Origin of the sequence: Spiroplasma endosymbiont of Villa modesta, assembly GCF_964030925.1 — a bacterium.
In the GTDB taxonomy this organism is placed as follows: domain Bacteria; phylum Bacillota_I; class Bacilli_A; order Mycoplasmatales; family VBWQ01; genus Spiroplasma_E.
Window position 1 is genome coordinate 536,816 of record NZ_OZ034992.1, and the last position, 18,256, is coordinate 555,071.

19 protein-coding genes are annotated in these 18,256 nt (G+C 24.0%); 11 read left to right on the forward strand and 8 right to left on the reverse strand.

The genetic code is table 4. The features are described from left to right. The first annotated feature begins 24 nt into the window (after positions 1 to 24). Positions 25 to 1,002: an IS3 family transposase gene (locus AAHM89_RS03505; RefSeq protein ID WP_342265776.1), complete on the forward strand. Its 978-nt coding sequence runs from the start codon at positions 25 to 27 to the stop codon at positions 1,000 to 1,002. Here AAHM89_RS03505 and AAHM89_RS03510 read toward each other — a convergent pair. The 5 genes from AAHM89_RS03510 to AAHM89_RS03530 all read right to left on the reverse strand — a co-directional run bounded on the left by AAHM89_RS03510 (position 999) and on the right by AAHM89_RS03530 (position 4,014). Next, a complete protein-coding gene (locus AAHM89_RS03510) occupies positions 999 to 1,175 on the reverse strand; it encodes a hypothetical protein (protein ID WP_342266949.1) in 177 nt (58 codons plus the stop codon). The genes AAHM89_RS03505 and AAHM89_RS03510 overlap by 4 nt on opposite strands. Before the next feature lie 7 nt (positions 1,176 to 1,182). After that, positions 1,183 to 1,605, reverse strand: coding sequence for a transposase family protein (locus AAHM89_RS03515; RefSeq protein WP_342266950.1), 423 nt, complete (start codon positions 1,603 to 1,605; stop codon positions 1,183 to 1,185). A 136-nt stretch (positions 1,606 to 1,741) separates the two neighbouring features. Next, positions 1,742 to 2,302 carry a 5-formyltetrahydrofolate cyclo-ligase gene (locus AAHM89_RS03520; RefSeq protein WP_342266951.1) on the reverse strand — a complete coding sequence of 187 codons (561 nt, stop codon included), beginning with the start codon at positions 2,300 to 2,302 and terminating at the stop codon, positions 1,742 to 1,744. After that, on the reverse strand, positions 2,286 to 2,744 hold the full coding sequence (gene sufU, locus AAHM89_RS03525; RefSeq protein WP_174481014.1) for a Fe-S cluster assembly sulfur transfer protein SufU: 459 nt from the start codon (positions 2,742 to 2,744) through the stop codon (positions 2,286 to 2,288). The genes AAHM89_RS03520 and sufU overlap by 17 nt, the downstream gene beginning before the upstream one ends. Beyond that, complete coding sequence (locus AAHM89_RS03530; protein WP_342266952.1) at positions 2,731 to 4,014, reverse strand: aminotransferase class V-fold PLP-dependent enzyme; 1,284 nt, start codon at positions 4,012 to 4,014, stop codon at positions 2,731 to 2,733. Before AAHM89_RS03530 ends, sufU begins: the two co-directional genes overlap by 14 nt. Positions 4,015 to 4,319: 305 nt before the next feature. Here AAHM89_RS03530 and AAHM89_RS03535 point away from each other — a divergent pair, with 305 nt between their 5' ends. From AAHM89_RS03535 to AAHM89_RS03560, 6 genes are all read left to right on the forward strand, one after another. Then, entirely contained in the window at positions 4,320 to 6,359 is a 2,040-nt protein-coding gene (locus AAHM89_RS03535; RefSeq protein ID WP_342266953.1) for a hypothetical protein, read from the forward strand. A 16-nt stretch (positions 6,360 to 6,375) separates the two neighbouring features. Beyond that, complete coding sequence (locus AAHM89_RS03540) at positions 6,376 to 8,091, forward strand: hypothetical protein (protein ID WP_342266954.1); 1,716 nt, start codon at positions 6,376 to 6,378, stop codon at positions 8,089 to 8,091. 98 nt (positions 8,092 to 8,189) lie between these two features. Further along, positions 8,190 to 8,609, forward strand: coding sequence for an HIT family protein (locus tag AAHM89_RS03545; protein WP_252318901.1), 420 nt, complete (start codon positions 8,190 to 8,192; stop codon positions 8,607 to 8,609). A gap of 24 nt (positions 8,610 to 8,633) precedes the next feature. Then, a complete protein-coding gene (locus AAHM89_RS03550; RefSeq protein WP_252318892.1) occupies positions 8,634 to 8,996 on the forward strand; it encodes a hypothetical protein in 363 nt (120 codons plus the stop codon). A 303-nt stretch (positions 8,997 to 9,299) separates the two neighbouring features. After that, on the forward strand, positions 9,300 to 9,422 hold the full coding sequence (locus AAHM89_RS03555) for a hypothetical protein (RefSeq protein WP_256468302.1): 123 nt from the start codon (positions 9,300 to 9,302) through the stop codon (positions 9,420 to 9,422). Between the two features lie 217 nt (positions 9,423 to 9,639). Then, a complete protein-coding gene (locus tag AAHM89_RS03560; protein WP_342266955.1) occupies positions 9,640 to 10,557 on the forward strand; it encodes a hypothetical protein in 918 nt (305 codons plus the stop codon). 59 nt (positions 10,558 to 10,616) lie between these two features. On the opposite strand, the gene AAHM89_RS03565 is transcribed toward AAHM89_RS03560, so the two are convergent. After that, positions 10,617 to 11,594, reverse strand: a complete 978-nt coding sequence (locus AAHM89_RS03565; protein ID WP_342265776.1) for an IS3 family transposase — start codon at positions 11,592 to 11,594, stop codon at positions 10,617 to 10,619. A 281-nt stretch (positions 11,595 to 11,875) separates the two neighbouring features. After that, positions 11,876 to 13,162 carry a hypothetical protein gene (locus AAHM89_RS03570; RefSeq protein WP_342266956.1) on the reverse strand — a complete coding sequence of 429 codons (1,287 nt, stop codon included), beginning with the start codon at positions 13,160 to 13,162 and terminating at the stop codon, positions 11,876 to 11,878. Between the two features lie 375 nt (positions 13,163 to 13,537). Between AAHM89_RS03570 and AAHM89_RS03575 the strand changes: the two genes are divergently transcribed. From AAHM89_RS03575 to AAHM89_RS03590, 4 genes are all read left to right on the forward strand, one after another. Beyond that, entirely contained in the window at positions 13,538 to 13,876 is a 339-nt protein-coding gene (locus AAHM89_RS03575; protein WP_342266957.1) for a hypothetical protein, read from the forward strand. 397 nt (positions 13,877 to 14,273) lie between these two features. Further along, entirely contained in the window at positions 14,274 to 14,579 is a 306-nt protein-coding gene (locus tag AAHM89_RS03580) for a hypothetical protein (protein WP_342266958.1), read from the forward strand. Between the two features lie 229 nt (positions 14,580 to 14,808). Beyond that, positions 14,809 to 16,815: a transketolase gene (gene tkt / locus AAHM89_RS03585; RefSeq protein ID WP_342266959.1), complete on the forward strand. Its 2,007-nt coding sequence runs from the start codon at positions 14,809 to 14,811 to the stop codon at positions 16,813 to 16,815. A 13-nt stretch (positions 16,816 to 16,828) separates the two neighbouring features. Next, positions 16,829 to 17,065: a YneF family protein gene (locus AAHM89_RS03590; RefSeq protein WP_252319938.1), complete on the forward strand. Its 237-nt coding sequence runs from the start codon at positions 16,829 to 16,831 to the stop codon at positions 17,063 to 17,065. A 129-nt stretch (positions 17,066 to 17,194) separates the two neighbouring features. On the opposite strand, the gene AAHM89_RS03595 is transcribed toward AAHM89_RS03590, so the two are convergent. Continuing rightward, positions 17,195 to 18,070 (reverse strand): ankyrin repeat domain-containing protein, encoded by an 876-nt coding sequence (locus AAHM89_RS03595; protein ID WP_342266960.1) that lies wholly within the window; start codon positions 18,068 to 18,070, stop codon positions 17,195 to 17,197. Positions 18,071 to 18,256: the final 186 nt, after the last annotated feature.

The following is an 18,256-nucleotide window of genomic DNA, read 5'->3' on the forward strand; positions in this document are numbered from 1 at the left end:
TTTAACCTGAAAGGATTTTTATTAATGGATAAAATTAAACAAATAGCATTAGTAATTAACAAATTAAATATCAAAGAAAAAATTAAAATTATTGATGATTGTAAAAATCAATATTCAATTAGAAACCTATGTCAATATCTTCAATTAAACAGATCAACATATTACTTTTTAAAAAATAAACAAAAACCTATTAAAAAAGAAGAAAATCATATTATTAAATGCAATCATAAATATCAAAAAATATGCCAACTTTTAATCGAATTTCATTCTACAAGAAAAGGCAGAATTTATGGATATTTAAGAATTTTTTCAGCTTTTAAAGAGTGATTAAAACAAGAAAAAAATATCATTTTAAATATAGAATTATCAATAAAACAAATGCGAAAAATTATGAAAGAACACAATATTCAAGGATTAAAACAAACTAAAAATAACTATCCTAAAAACAAAAAAAATCCAAATAAGTGAATACCTACAATGGATAAAGTAAACAAAGATTATAAAAGTACAACCTCTTCAAATCAAATTTGATCAATGGACACTAAACAAATAAATACTAAAGAAGGATGATTATATCTTTTTGTAATTATTGATTTTTATTCAAATAATGTTGTTAGTTATAATATTGCTCCTAATAAATCATATCAGGATTTAATTCTTCCTGCTCTTGAAAAAATCAACAAACAATTTTCTTGAAATCAAGTAAAAAATGTTATTTTACATTCAGATAACGCCAACGAATTTTATTGTCAGGATATCACAAAATGAGCAGAGGATAAACAAATAATTTTAAGCAAAAAACAACCTTATGATATTGGTGGTAATGTATTATCTGAAAACTGATTTTCTCATTTATCTCAAGAATGACTACCTAAAGGATCAAATCAATATTTATCCATCAATGAAGCTATAAATGATGTAAATCAATATGTTATGTTTTATAATTATGAAAGAATACATTCTAAATTTCTAAAACCACCAATTTTACAAATTAAAATTTAGAATTTTATATCAAAAATGGTCCAGTAATTAAGGGCCAACCACCTTTTTTCTGAAAATTCAAGATTTGAATTTTTTAATATTTGAAAATCATGCACTTTACCATTATCAGCAAAAATATCAACAATTTTTTTATTAAAAAAATCATATACAATTTGAAATTTTATAGAATACATTCAACTTTTACCAAAAAAATATTCTAACTGTAGTTTTTTTAGTTGGTCTTTCAATTTCAATCTCAGTTGAATCAATTAAATAAAATTGAAATTCATTTGAATTTTCTTGTTTTTTATCAATTTTTAATTTATATCTTTCTTTTAAAAATTGGTAATCTTTGTGGTTACTAAGTTTATTTTCTACTCAAGTAATATTTCGAAAACAACTTGATGGGCTCATTTTAGATTTAATACTCATTTGAAAAAAAGTATAATATTCTTTTCAGTATAATAAAGTCATCATTAATCTTTCTTCTACTGAAAGTTTATTTTTTTCTAATTTTTCTATTTCAATTAATTTTTCTAACATTTCATTAAAATGAAAACGTTTTATACCAAAATATCTGTAAAATTCTTCATTTTTTAATTTTTTTAAATTTTCAAAAATCATTTTTATCAACACTTTTCTAAATTTATTGTTAATAACAAAATTATAAAATAAATTTTAAAATTATTAATTGACTTTTAAAAAATTTAATTACGGAATATGTCTATTGATTAGTGTATTTAATTTTTAGATTAAAATATTAATTAGTAAAAATATAGTCTAATGGTATATCTCAATTATCGTGATTAATTATATAAGGAATTTTTTGAATAGCAAAACCAAGTCCTATTTTACTAAAGTTAAATTTATTTTTAGATAAATAACGATCGTAAAAACCTTTACCATAACCAATACGATAATAATCTTTATCAAAAGCAATCAATGGTACTAACATACAATCAATTTGACTTCCTATAACTTTTTGGCAATTTAAACTTGGTTGTCCAATTTTAAAATCATTATCAAATAAGATATCGTTTCAACTATTAATAAAGTAAAATTCCAAATGCTCACCATTCATTCTTGGTAAACAAACTTGTTTTAGATTTTTTCATAATAATTCAATAATTTCTTTAGTTTCTACTTCATATGGTAAGGAATTATAAAGAGCAAATACATTATTTTGTTTAAAATAATGTGATTCATTAAATTTATTGAAAATAATTTTATTTCACTTTTGATAATTATTTTTAGAAACATTTTTTAATTTTTTTAAATAAATGGTTCTTAAACTAATTTTATCCTTAATTTCCATTTCCATTTTTTTCACATTCTTTCTCAATTATTTTATTAATACCATTAATACCAATAAGGGCACATTTAATTCGATTACGCTGTCTTGGTACATTTTTAAAAGCAATCATATTTTCAATTATTTTATCATTAAATTGCTTTTCTGATAACATTGCTTGATAATTAATAATAATTTCTTTTATTTGTGATATTGTTTTACCTTCAATTAAAATACAAAAAAGATCGGTTGCTGCAGTTGAAATAGCACACCCAATTCCAGTAAAGCGTGCGCTATTAATAACTTTATTTTTAATAGAAATTTCAACATGAAAATTATCAACACATGATTCATTGTTTTGATGATATGTCAAACTATTTGGTAAATTTTTAAAACCTTTATTTTTTGGATTACTATAGTGTTCAACAATTAGTTTGCGATAATAGTCTTGATTGTTATTAAAAGAATTCATTTAAAAAATCTCCTCCTTCATTAATCCCTTTTTTTAAAGCTATTACTAATAAGTCAATATCTTTTTTGCAATTGTATATGTAAAAACTAAGACGAATTGTTACTTCAGCGTTAATTATATTAGGTAATAATTTAGCACAATAAGTTCCACTGCGTACGCATATATTTTGTGTTCCTAAAAAATTAGCAACATCTTGTGCAAATACTTTTTTAATATTAAATATTATGTTGCTACTATTGCCATCAATATTATAAATTTCAATGTTATTTCCTAACTGCGCTGTTAATTGTTCAATTGCGTATTTTTTTAGTAAAATTTCATGATTTCTAATATTTTCAATACCAATGTTTAATAAATACTTAATAGCTGCACCTAGCCCAAATACACCCGCAATATTTTGTGTTCCACCTTCAAAACGATAAGGACTATCTAATAAGTTAAATTTACCATTTTCATAAATATCACCATTCATGCCTCCACCCAATATTAGTGGATCTAGCATATTTAATCATTCGTTTTTTCCTCAAAAGACACCGATTCCAGTTGGACCAAAAACTTTATGACCAGAAAATCCAAAAAAATCAATATTTCAATTTTTAACATCGGTTTTTATATGTCCTATTGATTGTGCACCATCTATTATTACTAAAATATTTTTAAAAATTCAATTATCATTTTTAACATTTTTTTTACCATATTCTTTAATAAAATTAGTTAATGTTTCAGTATCATTTTCTATTGCTAAAGAATTATTAATATTTGCAAAAGCAACTATTCTAGTTTTAGGTGTTAAAACTTTTTTTAAATTTTCAACAGTAATGACTCCTTGTTTATTTGTTTCAATAAATTTTATTTTAATTTTTTTAGTTTGTATCAAACGATAAAATGGTAAGAGTAATGAGCTATGTTCTAAAGTGGTTAATAAAATTTCATCATTTTCTTGTAAATATTTTTCTAAGCCAAAAGCAATTTGATTATAAGCAAAAGTTGCTGAAGGACAAAAAACTATTTCGTTTTCGTTACTATTAATAAATTTACTAATTGTTTTTCTAGTATCTTCAAATATATCATTTCCCTTAACAGCAAGTTGATAATCTTGACTATGTGGATTAATACAATATTTTTCATAATAATCCCTAACAGCATCAATAACTATTTGTGGTTTTAGTGAAGAAGCCGCTGTATCTAAATAAACTAAATCAGGATTATTTTTAAAAAAGGGAAAATCAGTTTTAAAGGTATTATCATTAATGTTTATTTTTTTATTCATATTTACTCCTATATCATTACACCAAATATAATATACTTATACTAATGATTATACACTTAATTTTGTGCTAATTTTCTTAAAATTAAAAAATGAATAAAATATTATTTGTGCACTATAAAGTAATAATATTTAAAAAAATTAATATTTTAAATTTTTTAAAATAAATAATTGGTAATTAGTTATTTCATTTTAAAATTAATTAGAAAAAACTATCCCTTAAATATAAATTTTATGTTAAGATATCTTAGTAAAATAAATTAAAAAATCTTTTTTTGCTATAGATTTAATTAAAAGGAGTGAATAAAGTGCGCAATATTCTTGCCTTAGTTGCAGCTTTCACGTTATCATCAACATCAACTATGTCTATTATAGCTTGTAATAATTCAAATGAAAGAGGCACAACTAATGTTTTCGACTGAAATAGTGCTTTTATAGATACAAGTACTACGACTGACACCTTTTTTAATTACTTATTAAATAATCCCAATAGTGGATGAGGTAAAACATTATATACTGATATTAATCAATATATTAATCTTTCAATTTTAAAAAATACTCCAGAATATAAAGATGATTATCTTGCTGCTTTGACAGCAGCTCAATCTGAGATGGAAAATAAAATAAAATCATTACAAGCAAAATATGGTCGTTCATGAGAAAAACAATGAAAGAAAGTATTGGGCGATGATGATGTTAATACTTACATTGATAATATTTTAAAAAAGAGTGCTTTAGGTATTATTCAACGTAGTTATGTTACTAGTAATTATAAGGATTATAAATACTACAATCAAAATGAAATTAATATTTGATTAAAGGATTTATGAGAACAAGTAAAGAGTGAAAACAATCCAAATGGTACTTATGATAGTGTACAACAATACATTAATGGTAAAACAAGTATTACTGATGCTGGTAAATATTCTAGCAAAATTTGAGTTGTTGCTAATGCCAATAGTTTAAATCCTGATCTTACTGATTTTAAACAATTAGATGATGCTGTTAAAGCTGCTAAAACATGAACTGGTGTTAATATTAGTCTTCCTGTTGTAAAAACTAGTGATGATAAGAATGATAGTAATTATGAAATAGATTCATACAATACTATTGATGGCTTATTAAGTGATAATCAATCTAAAATAGCTAAAGTAATGTTAAGAAATCAAGAATTAATTTGAACTCGTCAAATTGTTATTCCTTTTGATTCTACTGCTAAACCTTTACAAGAAAAGATTAGTGCTTCTCAGTTTTCTCAAAATAAAACTAAAATTAATGAAATTTTAAAGAATATTACTAATAATGGTTTTGATCAAACATTCACTGAAGAAAAAGGGGCCGCTACTACTGATGTTAGTAAAACTGGTGATTTAGGATTAATGGATATTACTAAATCTTCACAAGAGAATAGTCCTTTTTATTATTACTTATATCGTTATGTAACTAGTGCTGAAGGTGTTGGTAAAAATGTTGATGGTATTCAACCATATAAATTAACACAATTTACTTCACCAACTGACAAGGAAAAGGGTTTAGATGACTTAATTCCTTATATAGACCGTGATACTATTAAAGATAAAGGTAAAGATGGTACTAGCCAATATAATGATTTAGTTTATATGAAAGATATAAAAGGACCACAACTTCCTGATGCTGCAGTTAATAATGGACCTGGAGTTGGCATTTTTATTGATACTGGTGGTATTCATTTTATTCAAACGCCAGGTATCACATATCAACAGCAAGACAAACCTAAAAGCGATGAATCAATTTATAATATAATTAAAACATTTAAAAATCATAGAAAAGATACTTATCAGTGAAAAGACTTAGCACCGTTATCTGAGCGTCCAGGTGGATTATCTGATTCTCCTTATCTTGATTATTTACAAACTGGTTTTTTACTACAAAAATATACTCCAAATACAACTCTTACTTTTAATTTAAATGATGCATTAACAGCCTTTACTGGAGGTACTGGTAGCCTTGGTGATGCAACTTGATGAGATTATAATTTATACTTTAATAATAACTCGAGTTTAATTCATTGAAATTTACAGGATATATTTGGTTCAAGTCCTCTTGATCCAACTGATACGAAAATTAATAGCTTTGTTGAAAAAATGAAAAGTTGATTTGATAAAACTAAAGAAAATCGTTGAAACAATAGACAAGGTATTAATATTAATGCAACATTTAAGGATAATATTATAAAAACTAATAATACATGAGATGGCTTTACACAAGATGCACCAGTTGCTCGTATGGATACTAATATTGCTAATTATCTAGATGTTGTTGGGAAACGAACATTATGATGATATGATCCAAGTATCATTAGTTCTTAGACGGGAGGTATAAAAAATGAAAAAGATAAAAAAGATTTTACCATTATTAACTTCAGTTACTCTTTTATCTGGCCCTGTATTATTATTAGTTGCTTGTGATAATGAACGTGATATGAGTAATTTACCTAGTGGTAAAATTCCTGATGATTATAAAAATCGTGTATTATTTAATTTTTTAGGAGTAAATTTTAATGAAACGATTTCTGCTCAGTTTAAGAATACTTATTCACAAGGTCTTGATTTTATTTTAAAAGATGTTGAAGGAACAATCGCTCAGCAAAAATTTTATGAATTTTTTCATAAGAAACTTCATTATAGTGAAGACACAAAAAATGCAGATGGTACTACTGCAATAATGGGAGAAGCCAATAAAGCTTTTATAAAACTTAAAGATGATTTAGGATTAAGTTTATTAACTCAAAAGTACTTAAGTGGTATTAATACAGCCAATTCACTAGATAAAGTATCAGCAGCAGATAATAATGAGTTATTATTTCAAAATCAAAGTTGACATCAGGATGGTACAAGTAAATTTAATTATCAAAATGTAGATTTTTATAAAGAAAAAAATAAAGATACTGGTAAAGTTAATGATCCTGATCAAATATTTACTCCTGATAGTTTATATAAAGATTATGGTGATAAAGATGCTGCTTTTGATGAACAATTAGCTGCCATTGCTAAACATCCAGATGATAATTATAGTAATGAAATTGGTAAATTATTACCAAATGATGCTAAAAAATGAAATAGTAGTGCTGGTATTAATAAAACACAAAAAAGTCTTTCTGGTACTGATATTCCAACTTATTCAAAATATTTAAAACGTTTCCAATGATGATTACGTTTTCGTTATCAACAATATTATCAATATGAAATTTTACCAGCATTAAATCAAACTTTATTTACAATGTCTTATATTTTAGACAATATTGTTGATATTAAAGATAATGAAGCAGGTAAACCTATAATTTCAACCCAAACAAATAACCTTTACATAAGTCAATTACAAGATACTACTGGTTGACAAAAGAGTAACTATAATGTAAATTGAAACTTTACTACTGATTTAGCAAATGCGCAAAGCATTGATAAAAAATGAAATAGTAGTCCTTCTGAACCTCCAAAGTGAGAGTCAATTGTTAAAGATGATGATTCAGGAAAAGGAAAAACTTTAAATTCTGATTTTTTTACTCAATTAACAAGCGGTAATGCCTCAACTATTAGTGAAATTGATCCTAATTTTGGTGCTAATGGTTTCTTAAGTACTGCAACTAATAATCAATTGGCTGCAGGTTGAGTATCTAATGGTGGATTACATTACACTACGAATAATAATATTGCTACATTTACTTACTCTGCTCCTATTTATTTCCTAAACCTTCTACAAAATTTAGATTTTAGTTTTTTAAGTAATAAAAACGAAGGCTGAGTTCCAGAAATTAGTAATTTAATTCATTCATGAAACATTAGTGGTAATGCTAGTCTTGAGACAGATTTCTCTAAATATATAAGGGGTGATGGTAAGGAAAGCACTATTACCCAAGAAACAAAGTGAAATATATTTTGACAAATGTTATATTCTATATCTGCTAGTGATTCTGCAACTAAAGATTCACCAGCAGCTGAAAACTTTAAAATCGCTGCCCAAAATTTATTTCCAACATATATTCCAAAAAATAATATATATGAAGAAGAGTTTTGAAATAAGGTAAAAGAGTTTTATCCATAATAATACTTAATATTTTAAAAAACATATACTAAGTATATGTTTTTTAAAATATTAGAATAATTTAAGTTATACTTATAAAGTAAGTTGAGGTGAAATATATGACAAATAAAGCATGCATTTTTTGTACAATTATTAAAGATACAAATAACTTAATTTTTGAAGATACAAATACAGCAGCATTCATGGATATCAATCCTGTAACTAAAGGGCACATTCTAGTAATTCCAAAGCAACATTTTGAAACTTTTATTGATACTACACCTAAAATAGTGAGCGATGTTAGTATCACAACTCATAAAATTGCTAATTTGCTAATAAAAACTATTCCCGAAATTAAAGGATTTAATATTTTAACTAATAATGGTAGCGAAGCATTTCAAGAAGTATTTCATTATCATGTTCATATTATTCCAAAATATATTCGTGAAAAAGGGTTTTTAATTAATAGGACAAAAGAAAATGTTACAATTGATGATATTAATAATCTTAAAAAAATACTAAAATCACAATTAATGTAAAACAAATATTTAAGGAGGAAAAAAATGAAAAGTCTTAAGTTATTAACTTTACCTAAAATATTAATGCTAATTGGTGCTGTATGAATTATTGTTTTTAGTTTATTGTATGCAGCGGGAGTTATAACTTATAGTTTCTATGGCTGAAATGAAAATGGAGCTACATTAGTTATAATAGGTATTATTTATATTCTAATACCATTTTCTGTTAAACCCGGATTATGATCAAGACTATGAGCACTATTTATATCATTTCTTTCAGTTATAATAGTTATTGGTTTATTTGTTGGCAAAGATGTAGATTATAAGTCAACATGAACTTATATTAATGCTTTACCACATATTATCATGGCGTTTGGTTCTATTTTATGAATATTTAATAGTAAATAAGTCATAAAATAATTATTAATAACTTAAAATATTGGACAATATATTGTCCAATATTTTTTTTATAATTTTGGTTGAAAATAGTATTAAACCAATTTTTAATAAATAATTAATAATATTGTTAGAGTTTATTTTCAACATAAATAATAAGAAAAAAATATTATAATAGTTATTATTATCAAATTTTATAAAAATTATTAATTGATGAGTGGCATAACTACCTTTTTGTTTTCATCAAAAAAGCATTTTTTATTAATGATGCTATAATTTTAAGCATTAATAAAAAAAGATAAAGGAGATTGAGATATGAAAAAAAGAAAAGTGTTACATTGTTCAAGTTGTAATAAAGAAATTAATGGTAATGATTTAGCTTCAAACTCAAAAACAGCAAGAAAAATTATGAAATGCCCAGAGTGTGCTAATCAATAATTTTTTGATTATTAATAAAATTTATACTATTATCAATAGCCATTATCAACTAATTTTAAAAATTTTTACTGATTGTTTTAGAAATCTAAAACAATTTTCATCTTAATTGTTAATAAAACAAATTAGAATTAAAAACAATACTAGTCTATATCTATTGATATCAAAGGCAAGAATATAAAGAACTTATTTCTGAAATCAAAATATGGAGGAGTATTATATGTCTAAAAAAAATAAAAATTCAAAAATTATTGCTGGAATAATTAGTTCTGCGGTTTTAATTGGTGGTGCAACTACTGGTATTTTATATAATTCTGAAATGGAAGAAAATATTGAAGAAGAAATTGAAATTGAAAAGAAAAAAAACTTAGAAATAATTTTTCCTAAAGGAAAAAGAAATTTAGGTAAAATTTATATTGGACAAGACATAACTACTATAAATGATGATGAAAAAGTAAAAAAAGAAATTATAGATATTTTTAGTAATAAATATAATATAGATGTAACTAGTTTGGAAATTAAAATTGTTACTAATCAAAATGAAGCAATAATTACTTCAATAAATGAAGATATCTATATTGGAACAGTAAAGCTTAAGTATAGTCCTAATAGATCTTTTGTAACGTTAGATTATATTGTTCCTGATTTGAATATAAGAGATAAACAAGTTCCTACTTACTCTTATCAACATCATCAAGAAATTTTATTTGGAAAAAATGATATTTTAAATGATAATGAATTTAAAAATTTACCTGCTGTAAATGATTTTATTAATATTTTAAATGAACAAGTTAAATTTAAAGCAAGTGAAGAATCAAATAATGCTTTTAAAAAGTTAGAAAATAATAATGATAATTTTAAAGATTTTGAAGATTTAAAAAAACAATTTAATGATCATCATCTTTTATTTGATGGCAAAATTGATTTTGAATCATTTATTAAAACAATTAGTAATTATCATATAAATGCAAATATTGATGAATTAAAAATAGGAATATGTCGGTTTTATAATATTTTAACTCAATTATATGGAAAAAATAATGTTTTTAAAATGTTAGAAAAAATTGAATTAGATCAAAAGTTGTGAGAACAATCTAAAAATAAATATGTCAGGAGAAGCATATTTTGGTTCTTGTAATGATAATATGTGTAATGGTGGTTGGCCCTTAATTACTGGACCATTTTTGATATAAAATTCTAAATTTTAATTTGTAAAATTGGTGGTTTTAGAAATTTAGAATGTATTCTTTCATAATTATAAAACATAACATATTGATTTACATCATTTATAGCTTCATTGATGGATAAATATTGATTTGATCCTTTAGGTAGTCATTCTTGAGATAAATGAGAAAATCAGTTTTCAGATAATACATTACCACCAATATCATAAGGTTGTTTTTTGCTTAAAATTATTTGTTTATCCTCTGCTCATTTTGTGATATCCTGACAATAAAATTCGTTGGCGTTATCTGAATGTAAAATAACATTTTTTACTTGATTTCAAGAAAATTGTTTGTTGATTTTTTCAAGAGCAGGAAGAATTAAATCCTGATATGATTTATTAGGAGCAATATTATAACTAACAACATTATTTGAATAAAAATCAATAATTACAAAAAGATATAATCATCCTTCTTTAGTATTTATTTGTTTAGTGTCCATTGATCAAATTTGATTTGAAGAGGTTGTACTTTTATAATCTTTGTTTACTTTATCCATTGTAGGTATTCACTTATTTGGATTTTTTTTGTTTTTAGGATAGTTATTTTTAGTTTGTTTTAATCCTTGAATATTGTGTTCTTTCATAATTTTTCGCATTTGTTTTATTGATAATTCTATATTTAAAATGATATTTTTTTCTTGTTTTAATCACTCTTTAAAAGCTGAAAAAATTCTTAAATATCCATAAATTCTGCCTTTTCTTGTAGAATGAAATTCGATTAAAAGTTGGCATATTTTTTGATATTTATGATTGCATTTAATAATATGATTTTCTTCTTTTTTAATAGGTTTTTGTTTATTTTTTAAAAAGTAATATGTTGATCTGTTTAATTGAAGATATTGACATAGGTTTCTAATTGAATATTGATTTTTACAATCATCAATAATTTTAATTTTTTCTTTGATATTTAATTTGTTAATTACTAATGCTATTTGTTTAATTTTATCCATTAATAAAAATCCTTTCAGGTTAAAATTAGTGTTAATTATATAACACAATTGTTTTTAGAATACATTCAGGTTTTTTAAATTAATGGTCTAGTAAAAAGGGCTAAGTGGCCCTGAACAAAATCGTGATCTTGGATGAGAAAAATTAGATAAATTTTTTCGAATAGATTTACTTAAATTATTATAATAACAAAAAATATATCTTTATAATCATAATAAGGACAAAGTTTATTTTGCCCTTATTATTAATTTTGTTTATTAATTAAAAATTGTAAATAAAGTTATTAATTGTTCATTATGTTATGAAAATTAATGTTGTTTAATGCAATGTTAACATATGTCATACGACCAAATGAAGAATTTAAAAAACAATACCATTGAAAGTAAATATTATCATTATCATGTCAAAGATCTAAGTTAAGAGCAATTTCTGTTCCTCATCCTCCACCATCTTTAGTATTAATATAAGCAATAAAAAGAACATTAGCATTACCAGGGTTTTTATATTGTTCAATTTTTGCAGTATTAGTTGCTAGTGTTGGACTACTTTCAATTCCTGTTGAAGTTGATACTTTGAAATATGAATTAATAAAAGAAAAAGTTGGATACATATTAGTGAAGGTATTTCAGTCTCTCGCGTAATTGCTTCACTTAAGAATATTATAAACATTAGAATTATCAGTAGCGATTGATGTTCCATTATGTCAATCTGAAAAAGAATAATTTATTTTATCATTAATAATATTATTAGTGTTTTTTCAATTATTATAATAAATAGCCACTAGATTATTACTTTTATCAAAAATTCAATTTAATGAATAGTTTTTAGTAGTTAATGTTAGTGGTGATTTATTCAAAAAATTATAAACATTTTGATTATCAATAATTAAATTAATAATGTTACTAGTTAATTGATTGTTAATTTGCCCTTTTAAACTAGTTTGATTAATAAAATACACTGCTAAGTTATTAGCTATTGTCTTACTAATTTTATTATCATGTGTTGCTTTAGCAATATAATATAAACCTAGTGTTTCATTTAGATTATTGCTATGTTCAACTTTATCAGCACCTGCTTGATTAGAAATATCAATATGTTTTTCAATATCACCTTGTTGAATATATTTTCAATTATTATAACCAGTAAAGTATGAATCAGAATATTCACTTTTACTATATGGATTATAATCATCTTTAATAATAGTTACTTTTTTGTGGCTGTTCATTTCTTGTTTTGTATTTTCAATATTTACTTTATCTTTATCAGGAATATTTATATTAGGGTTATAAACTAGGTTACCATAGTTATCTACTAAAAAAGTATTCCTTGCTTTAGGAAAAGTGTATTTTGCTAAAGATAATGTATCATAACTATAAAATTTATGATCTGTTATTGATTGATTAGTAATTCACTCACTATTGCTTAAATAGTTAAATTGGTTATTGAATGAAGTATTATTTTCTTCTAATTGATTTATTAGTACAGTATTTTCAATATTTTTATTATTAATATTGTTTCCTAAAAAAGTTAAAGGTGGTATCACACTTAAAAAAATTAAATATTTATTCATAATTTTATACCTCTATTTTTTAAATAATTATTTAAAAAATTAATAATTATATATTTTATAACACTTTAGTCATTAAAAAGTGTTGATTTAATTATAAACATTTTATTTGAAATTAGCAAAAACTAAAAAACTTAAATAAATAATGTGTATTAAATGTACTTTACAATATGTTTCAATATTAATAATTTGCATATTAAATAAGTTCTTTTTTAAGTTATAATATTTATTTATAACCCAATGAAAAAAAATAATAATTTATTTATTGGAAAAATATTATTATTATGATAATATTCTACAAAAGAATATAAAGTTTTTTAATCCTCTTATTTTAATTTTAAAATAAATGGGTTTTTATTTTGAAAGGAAGAAAAAATAATGGCAGCTGAAACTTATATTAGAAAATTAAAATTATCACCAACATTTGCATTCACAACACAACAAATCCGTTCATTGACAAAAGAGCAAAGAGAAGTGATTGATAAAAAACAAACACCAGTATTTACAATGGAACAAATGAGAACATTTACACTTGAACAAATGGAACAACTTGCAATTGATCCAGATCTTATTGCTGAAGCCATGAGATTATCAGAAGAAGAACAAGTGGAACTGGCAAAAAAATTATCGTTAGAAAAAGAAAAACAATCTGACATAATAGTAAAAGAATTTCAAGAAACATCAATGCCCTGCCCTCATCACAAACATTTAAAGTAGAGACAGAAATAAAATTAGTTACTGAAGAGGAAATACTAAAACAAGGAGTAAGACCCAAAGGAAGTAAGATTATTCAACCTCAAATTCAACGTACAAATAATAGTCATCAAGAAAAGGTAATAATTTCCGAACCAACCATTTCACCATCTCTTTATGAAAGTAGTTTAGATTTACAAGCAACCAATGAAGATGATGAATTGGTTTTGTAGTTGTTGATGAACCTTATAAAACATTACAATCAGAAGAAGTATCTGAGAAAGAAAGAGAAGATATTGATAGAGCGATTACATTAGAGGCTTTATCATTAAAAAGACAAGAAAGAAATAATAAAGCAATTGGTTTATATTTAGAAGAACAAGAAGAACTTGAAAAATCAGCAAGAACACAATCAAATTTAATGCAAGTAATCAAAAAATTTGAATTAGAAGAAATTAAAGTTTTAGAACAACAAAAAATAAATAAAATTTTAAATTTCTTAATTAAATTAGTAACTTTTGGAAAAATTAATAAAAATAAGAAAATTGAAATAGAAATTAGTCAAAAATGAAAAAAAATATCAGAATCATGTAGTAAAAAACCAAAAACAAATCCAACATTATTTTCAAAATCATCTGGAAAAGATTTTAATAAACAACAAGTAAACAATGAATCAGCAAACCTACCATTAATAAACTTAAATAAACCAAGAACATCACAAATGTAAAATATTAAGAAAAGAGTTATCTTATTTAAGATGAAATATTATTTTTTTTATCTTGGGGTGACCTTTTCTTTTTTAATTTGTGCAAAGATTCAATTTAGTTAAAATAAAATTATATTTTTTGTCATTATTATTTATACTTTTTTAATTATTTTTAAAAAATTACCTATTTTATTAAGAATATTGTTAATATTATATTAAATAATAACTATTAAAAATTTAAGGAGAAATTATGGAAAATAAAATTAATTTAGATAAATTAACTATTAATTCAATTCGTATGTTAGGAGTACAAGCAGTTAATGCTGCTAAAAGTGGCCATCCTGGTATTGTTTTAGGTGCTTCACCAATGACTTTTTCTTTATTCAAAAATCATTTATCTTTTAATCCAAAAAATCCAAAATGATTTAATCGTGATCGATTTGTTTTATCAGCAGGTCATGGTAGTGCTTTATTATATTCAATATTACATCATGCTGGTTATAAATATACAATCAATGATATAAAACAATTCCGTCAATTAAATAGTAATACACCTGGTCATCCCGAATATCATTTAGACTATGGAGTAGAGACGGCTACCGGACCATTAGGTCAGGGTATCGCTAATGCTGTTGGAATGGCACTTACTGAGAGTTTTCTTAGTGCTAAATATAATCAAAAAGATCTTAATATTATTGATCATTATACATATGCAATTTGTGGTGATGGTGATTTACAAGAAGGTATTGCACAAGAAGCACTTAGTTTTGCTGGACATTTTAAATTAAATAAACTAATTATTTTATATGATTCAAATGATGTTCAATTAGATTCATCTGTTAAATTAGTATATTCAGAAAATTTAAAAATGCGTCTTCAAGCATTAGAGTGAAATTATTTAAAAGTTGAAGATGGTGAAGATGATAAACTTATTTCTGAAGCTATTAAAAAAGCAAAAGTTAGTGATAAACCAACTTTAATTGAAATTAAAACTATAATTGGTTATGGGGCTAGTAAACAAGGAACACCGAGTGTTCATGGTTCTCCTTTAATGGAAGATATTAAAACAGTTGCTAAAAATTTAAACTGAGAATATCCTGAATTTATTGTTCCAAAAGAAGTAAGTACTTACTTCACACAAACAGCACTTAATCATGGTTCTAAAATAGAATTAGTTTGAAATCAAAAAGTTGAAAAATATGTAAAATTATATCCAAAATTGTATAAAGAAATTAAATCAGCATTGAAAAATGAAATTTTTAATGAAGATTATCAATTAAATAAAATTGATTGAACTTCAATTATTGCAGTAAATCCACAAGCAACAAGAGTAGACTCTGGTAATATTTTAAAACTTTTATCAGCTCATTGTCCAACATTAATTGGTGGTAGTGCTGATTTAGCTGGCTCAACTAAAGCATTAGTAACAGACAAAGACTTTCTACCTCTTGATCATTCAGGAAGACATATTCATTATGGAGTAAGAGAATTTGCAATGGGCGCTATTGTTAACGGTATGACGTTACATCAAGGCACAATTCCTTTTGGTTCTACTTTTCTTGTGTTTAGTGATTATCTAAAGCCTGCATTACGATTAGCAGCTTTAATGTCAATTCCATCTTTGTTTATTTTTAGTCATGATAGTATCGCAGTTGGCGAAGATGGTCCTACCCATGAACCAGTTGAACAACTAACAATGTTAAGAACTATTCCTAATTTTAATGTAATTCGCCCTGCTGATACAAAAGAAACAATTGGTGCATATTTAATGGCATTATCTAGTAAAACTAACCCTAGTGCTATTATTATTACTAGACAAAATTTACCACAACTTGCAAATAGTAATATTGAGGCAGTTCAAAAAGGTGCTTATATTATTAGTAAAGAGAATAGTAGTAAAGCTTTAGATTTAATTATTATTGCTACCGGTAGTGAAGTTTCATTAGCTATTGCTAGTCAAGAACAACTATGAAACGATCAAAAACTTAATGTTCGTGTAGTTTCAATGCCTTCTACTTTTATTTTTGATAAACAAGATAAAACATATCAAAATAGAATTTTACCTAATGATATTATAAAAGTTGCTATTGAAATGGGTTCTAAAGATAGTTGATATAAATATGTTGCAGGTAATGGCTTTGTTATTGGCGTAAGTACTTTTGGTATTTCTGCTCCTGATAAGGTAGTACTAGAAAAATATGGCTTTACATCAAATCAAGTGTGTGATAAAATTAATAAGTTTTTAAACAGTAAGTAAGGAGAAATTAATAATGATGGTTTGGTGAGCAGTATTAATCATTGGCATTGCTAGTGCGTTAATTGGTGGATTAGTTGGTTTTATTGTTACTAAGAAGATTTTCGAAAAACAATTACAGAAAAATCCTCCTATTAATGAAAATATGATTCGTGCAATGTATTTACAAATGGGGCGTAAACCTACTGAATCTCAAATTAAATCAGTAATGCAAGCAATGAAACGTCAACAAAGTACTACTAAAAAACGATAATTTTTATTAAATATAAATTGTAAAATAGTTACCATAATGGTAACTATTTTTATTCATTATATTTGTGATAAATTTAATGTTTTATATATCCACTTGTTGAATGCTTATTTTGTGGATAATTTTCTTCTTTTAATTCTTGTTTATTTTTTTTCTGTCATTTTTTTCTTTTTCTTGATTAATATTTAATTTATTAATGTTACATTTAAATATTTTCTTTATTTTTTGTTCAATTTTTAAAATCCTTTTCTTATCAATTTTTAATCCAATTAATATTAAATTTTCTTTTATATTTTTTACTGAATTATTTGTATTTAAATGTATTAATATATTATCTTTAATATCATGAAATAATGAGTTATTTGAAAATTCTGGTCTGTATTTAATAATTTCTACTTTTGCCTTATTTGTAATATATTCTTCATATTCTTGATAAAATATGTTTTCTAATATATTTTTTATGTTTTTATCATAAAATAAACTATTATTAATAATGATTGTCAAAGCCGTATCACCATTTTGATTTATGAAATGAATATTTGCCTTATTTATTAGTAAAGTATTAACTATTTGTGCTAGTCGATTTTTAGCAGCTAAATGCAAGGCTGTATCACCATTTTGGTTTGCATGGTTGATATTAGCGCCATTTTCTATTAAAACATTAATTATACTTAAATAACCTTTTTTAGTAGATATTATTAGTGCTGTATCACCATTTTGGTTTGCATGGTTGATATTAGCGCCATTTTCTATTAAAATTTTAATGGAATTTATAAGTTGATAATAGTGACTTGCTACTATTAAAGGACTATCACCATTTTCGTTTGTATAATTTATATTAGTATTTTTTTCTATTAAATTATTGATCTCTTTTTTTATTTCAGAACTAATTTTTTCTTCTTTAATTATATAATCCCAATAATTAAAATATGTAATATTTTGATATGAAGTGACAGAATTTAAAATAACTGATATTATTTTTTCACCATTAATATCTTTATCATTCATTATTTTGTTCCTCCTTTTTGAAATCAAAAACCCATTTATTTTTTACTAAAATAAATGGGTTAGAAACATATAATAATTAATAATTATATTATAACATTTTTAGTATTAATTTTATTATTGTTTAAATAATTTGTAAATCTATTTCTATGTTTAATATTATTTAGATGTATATAAAAAAATCAGTAT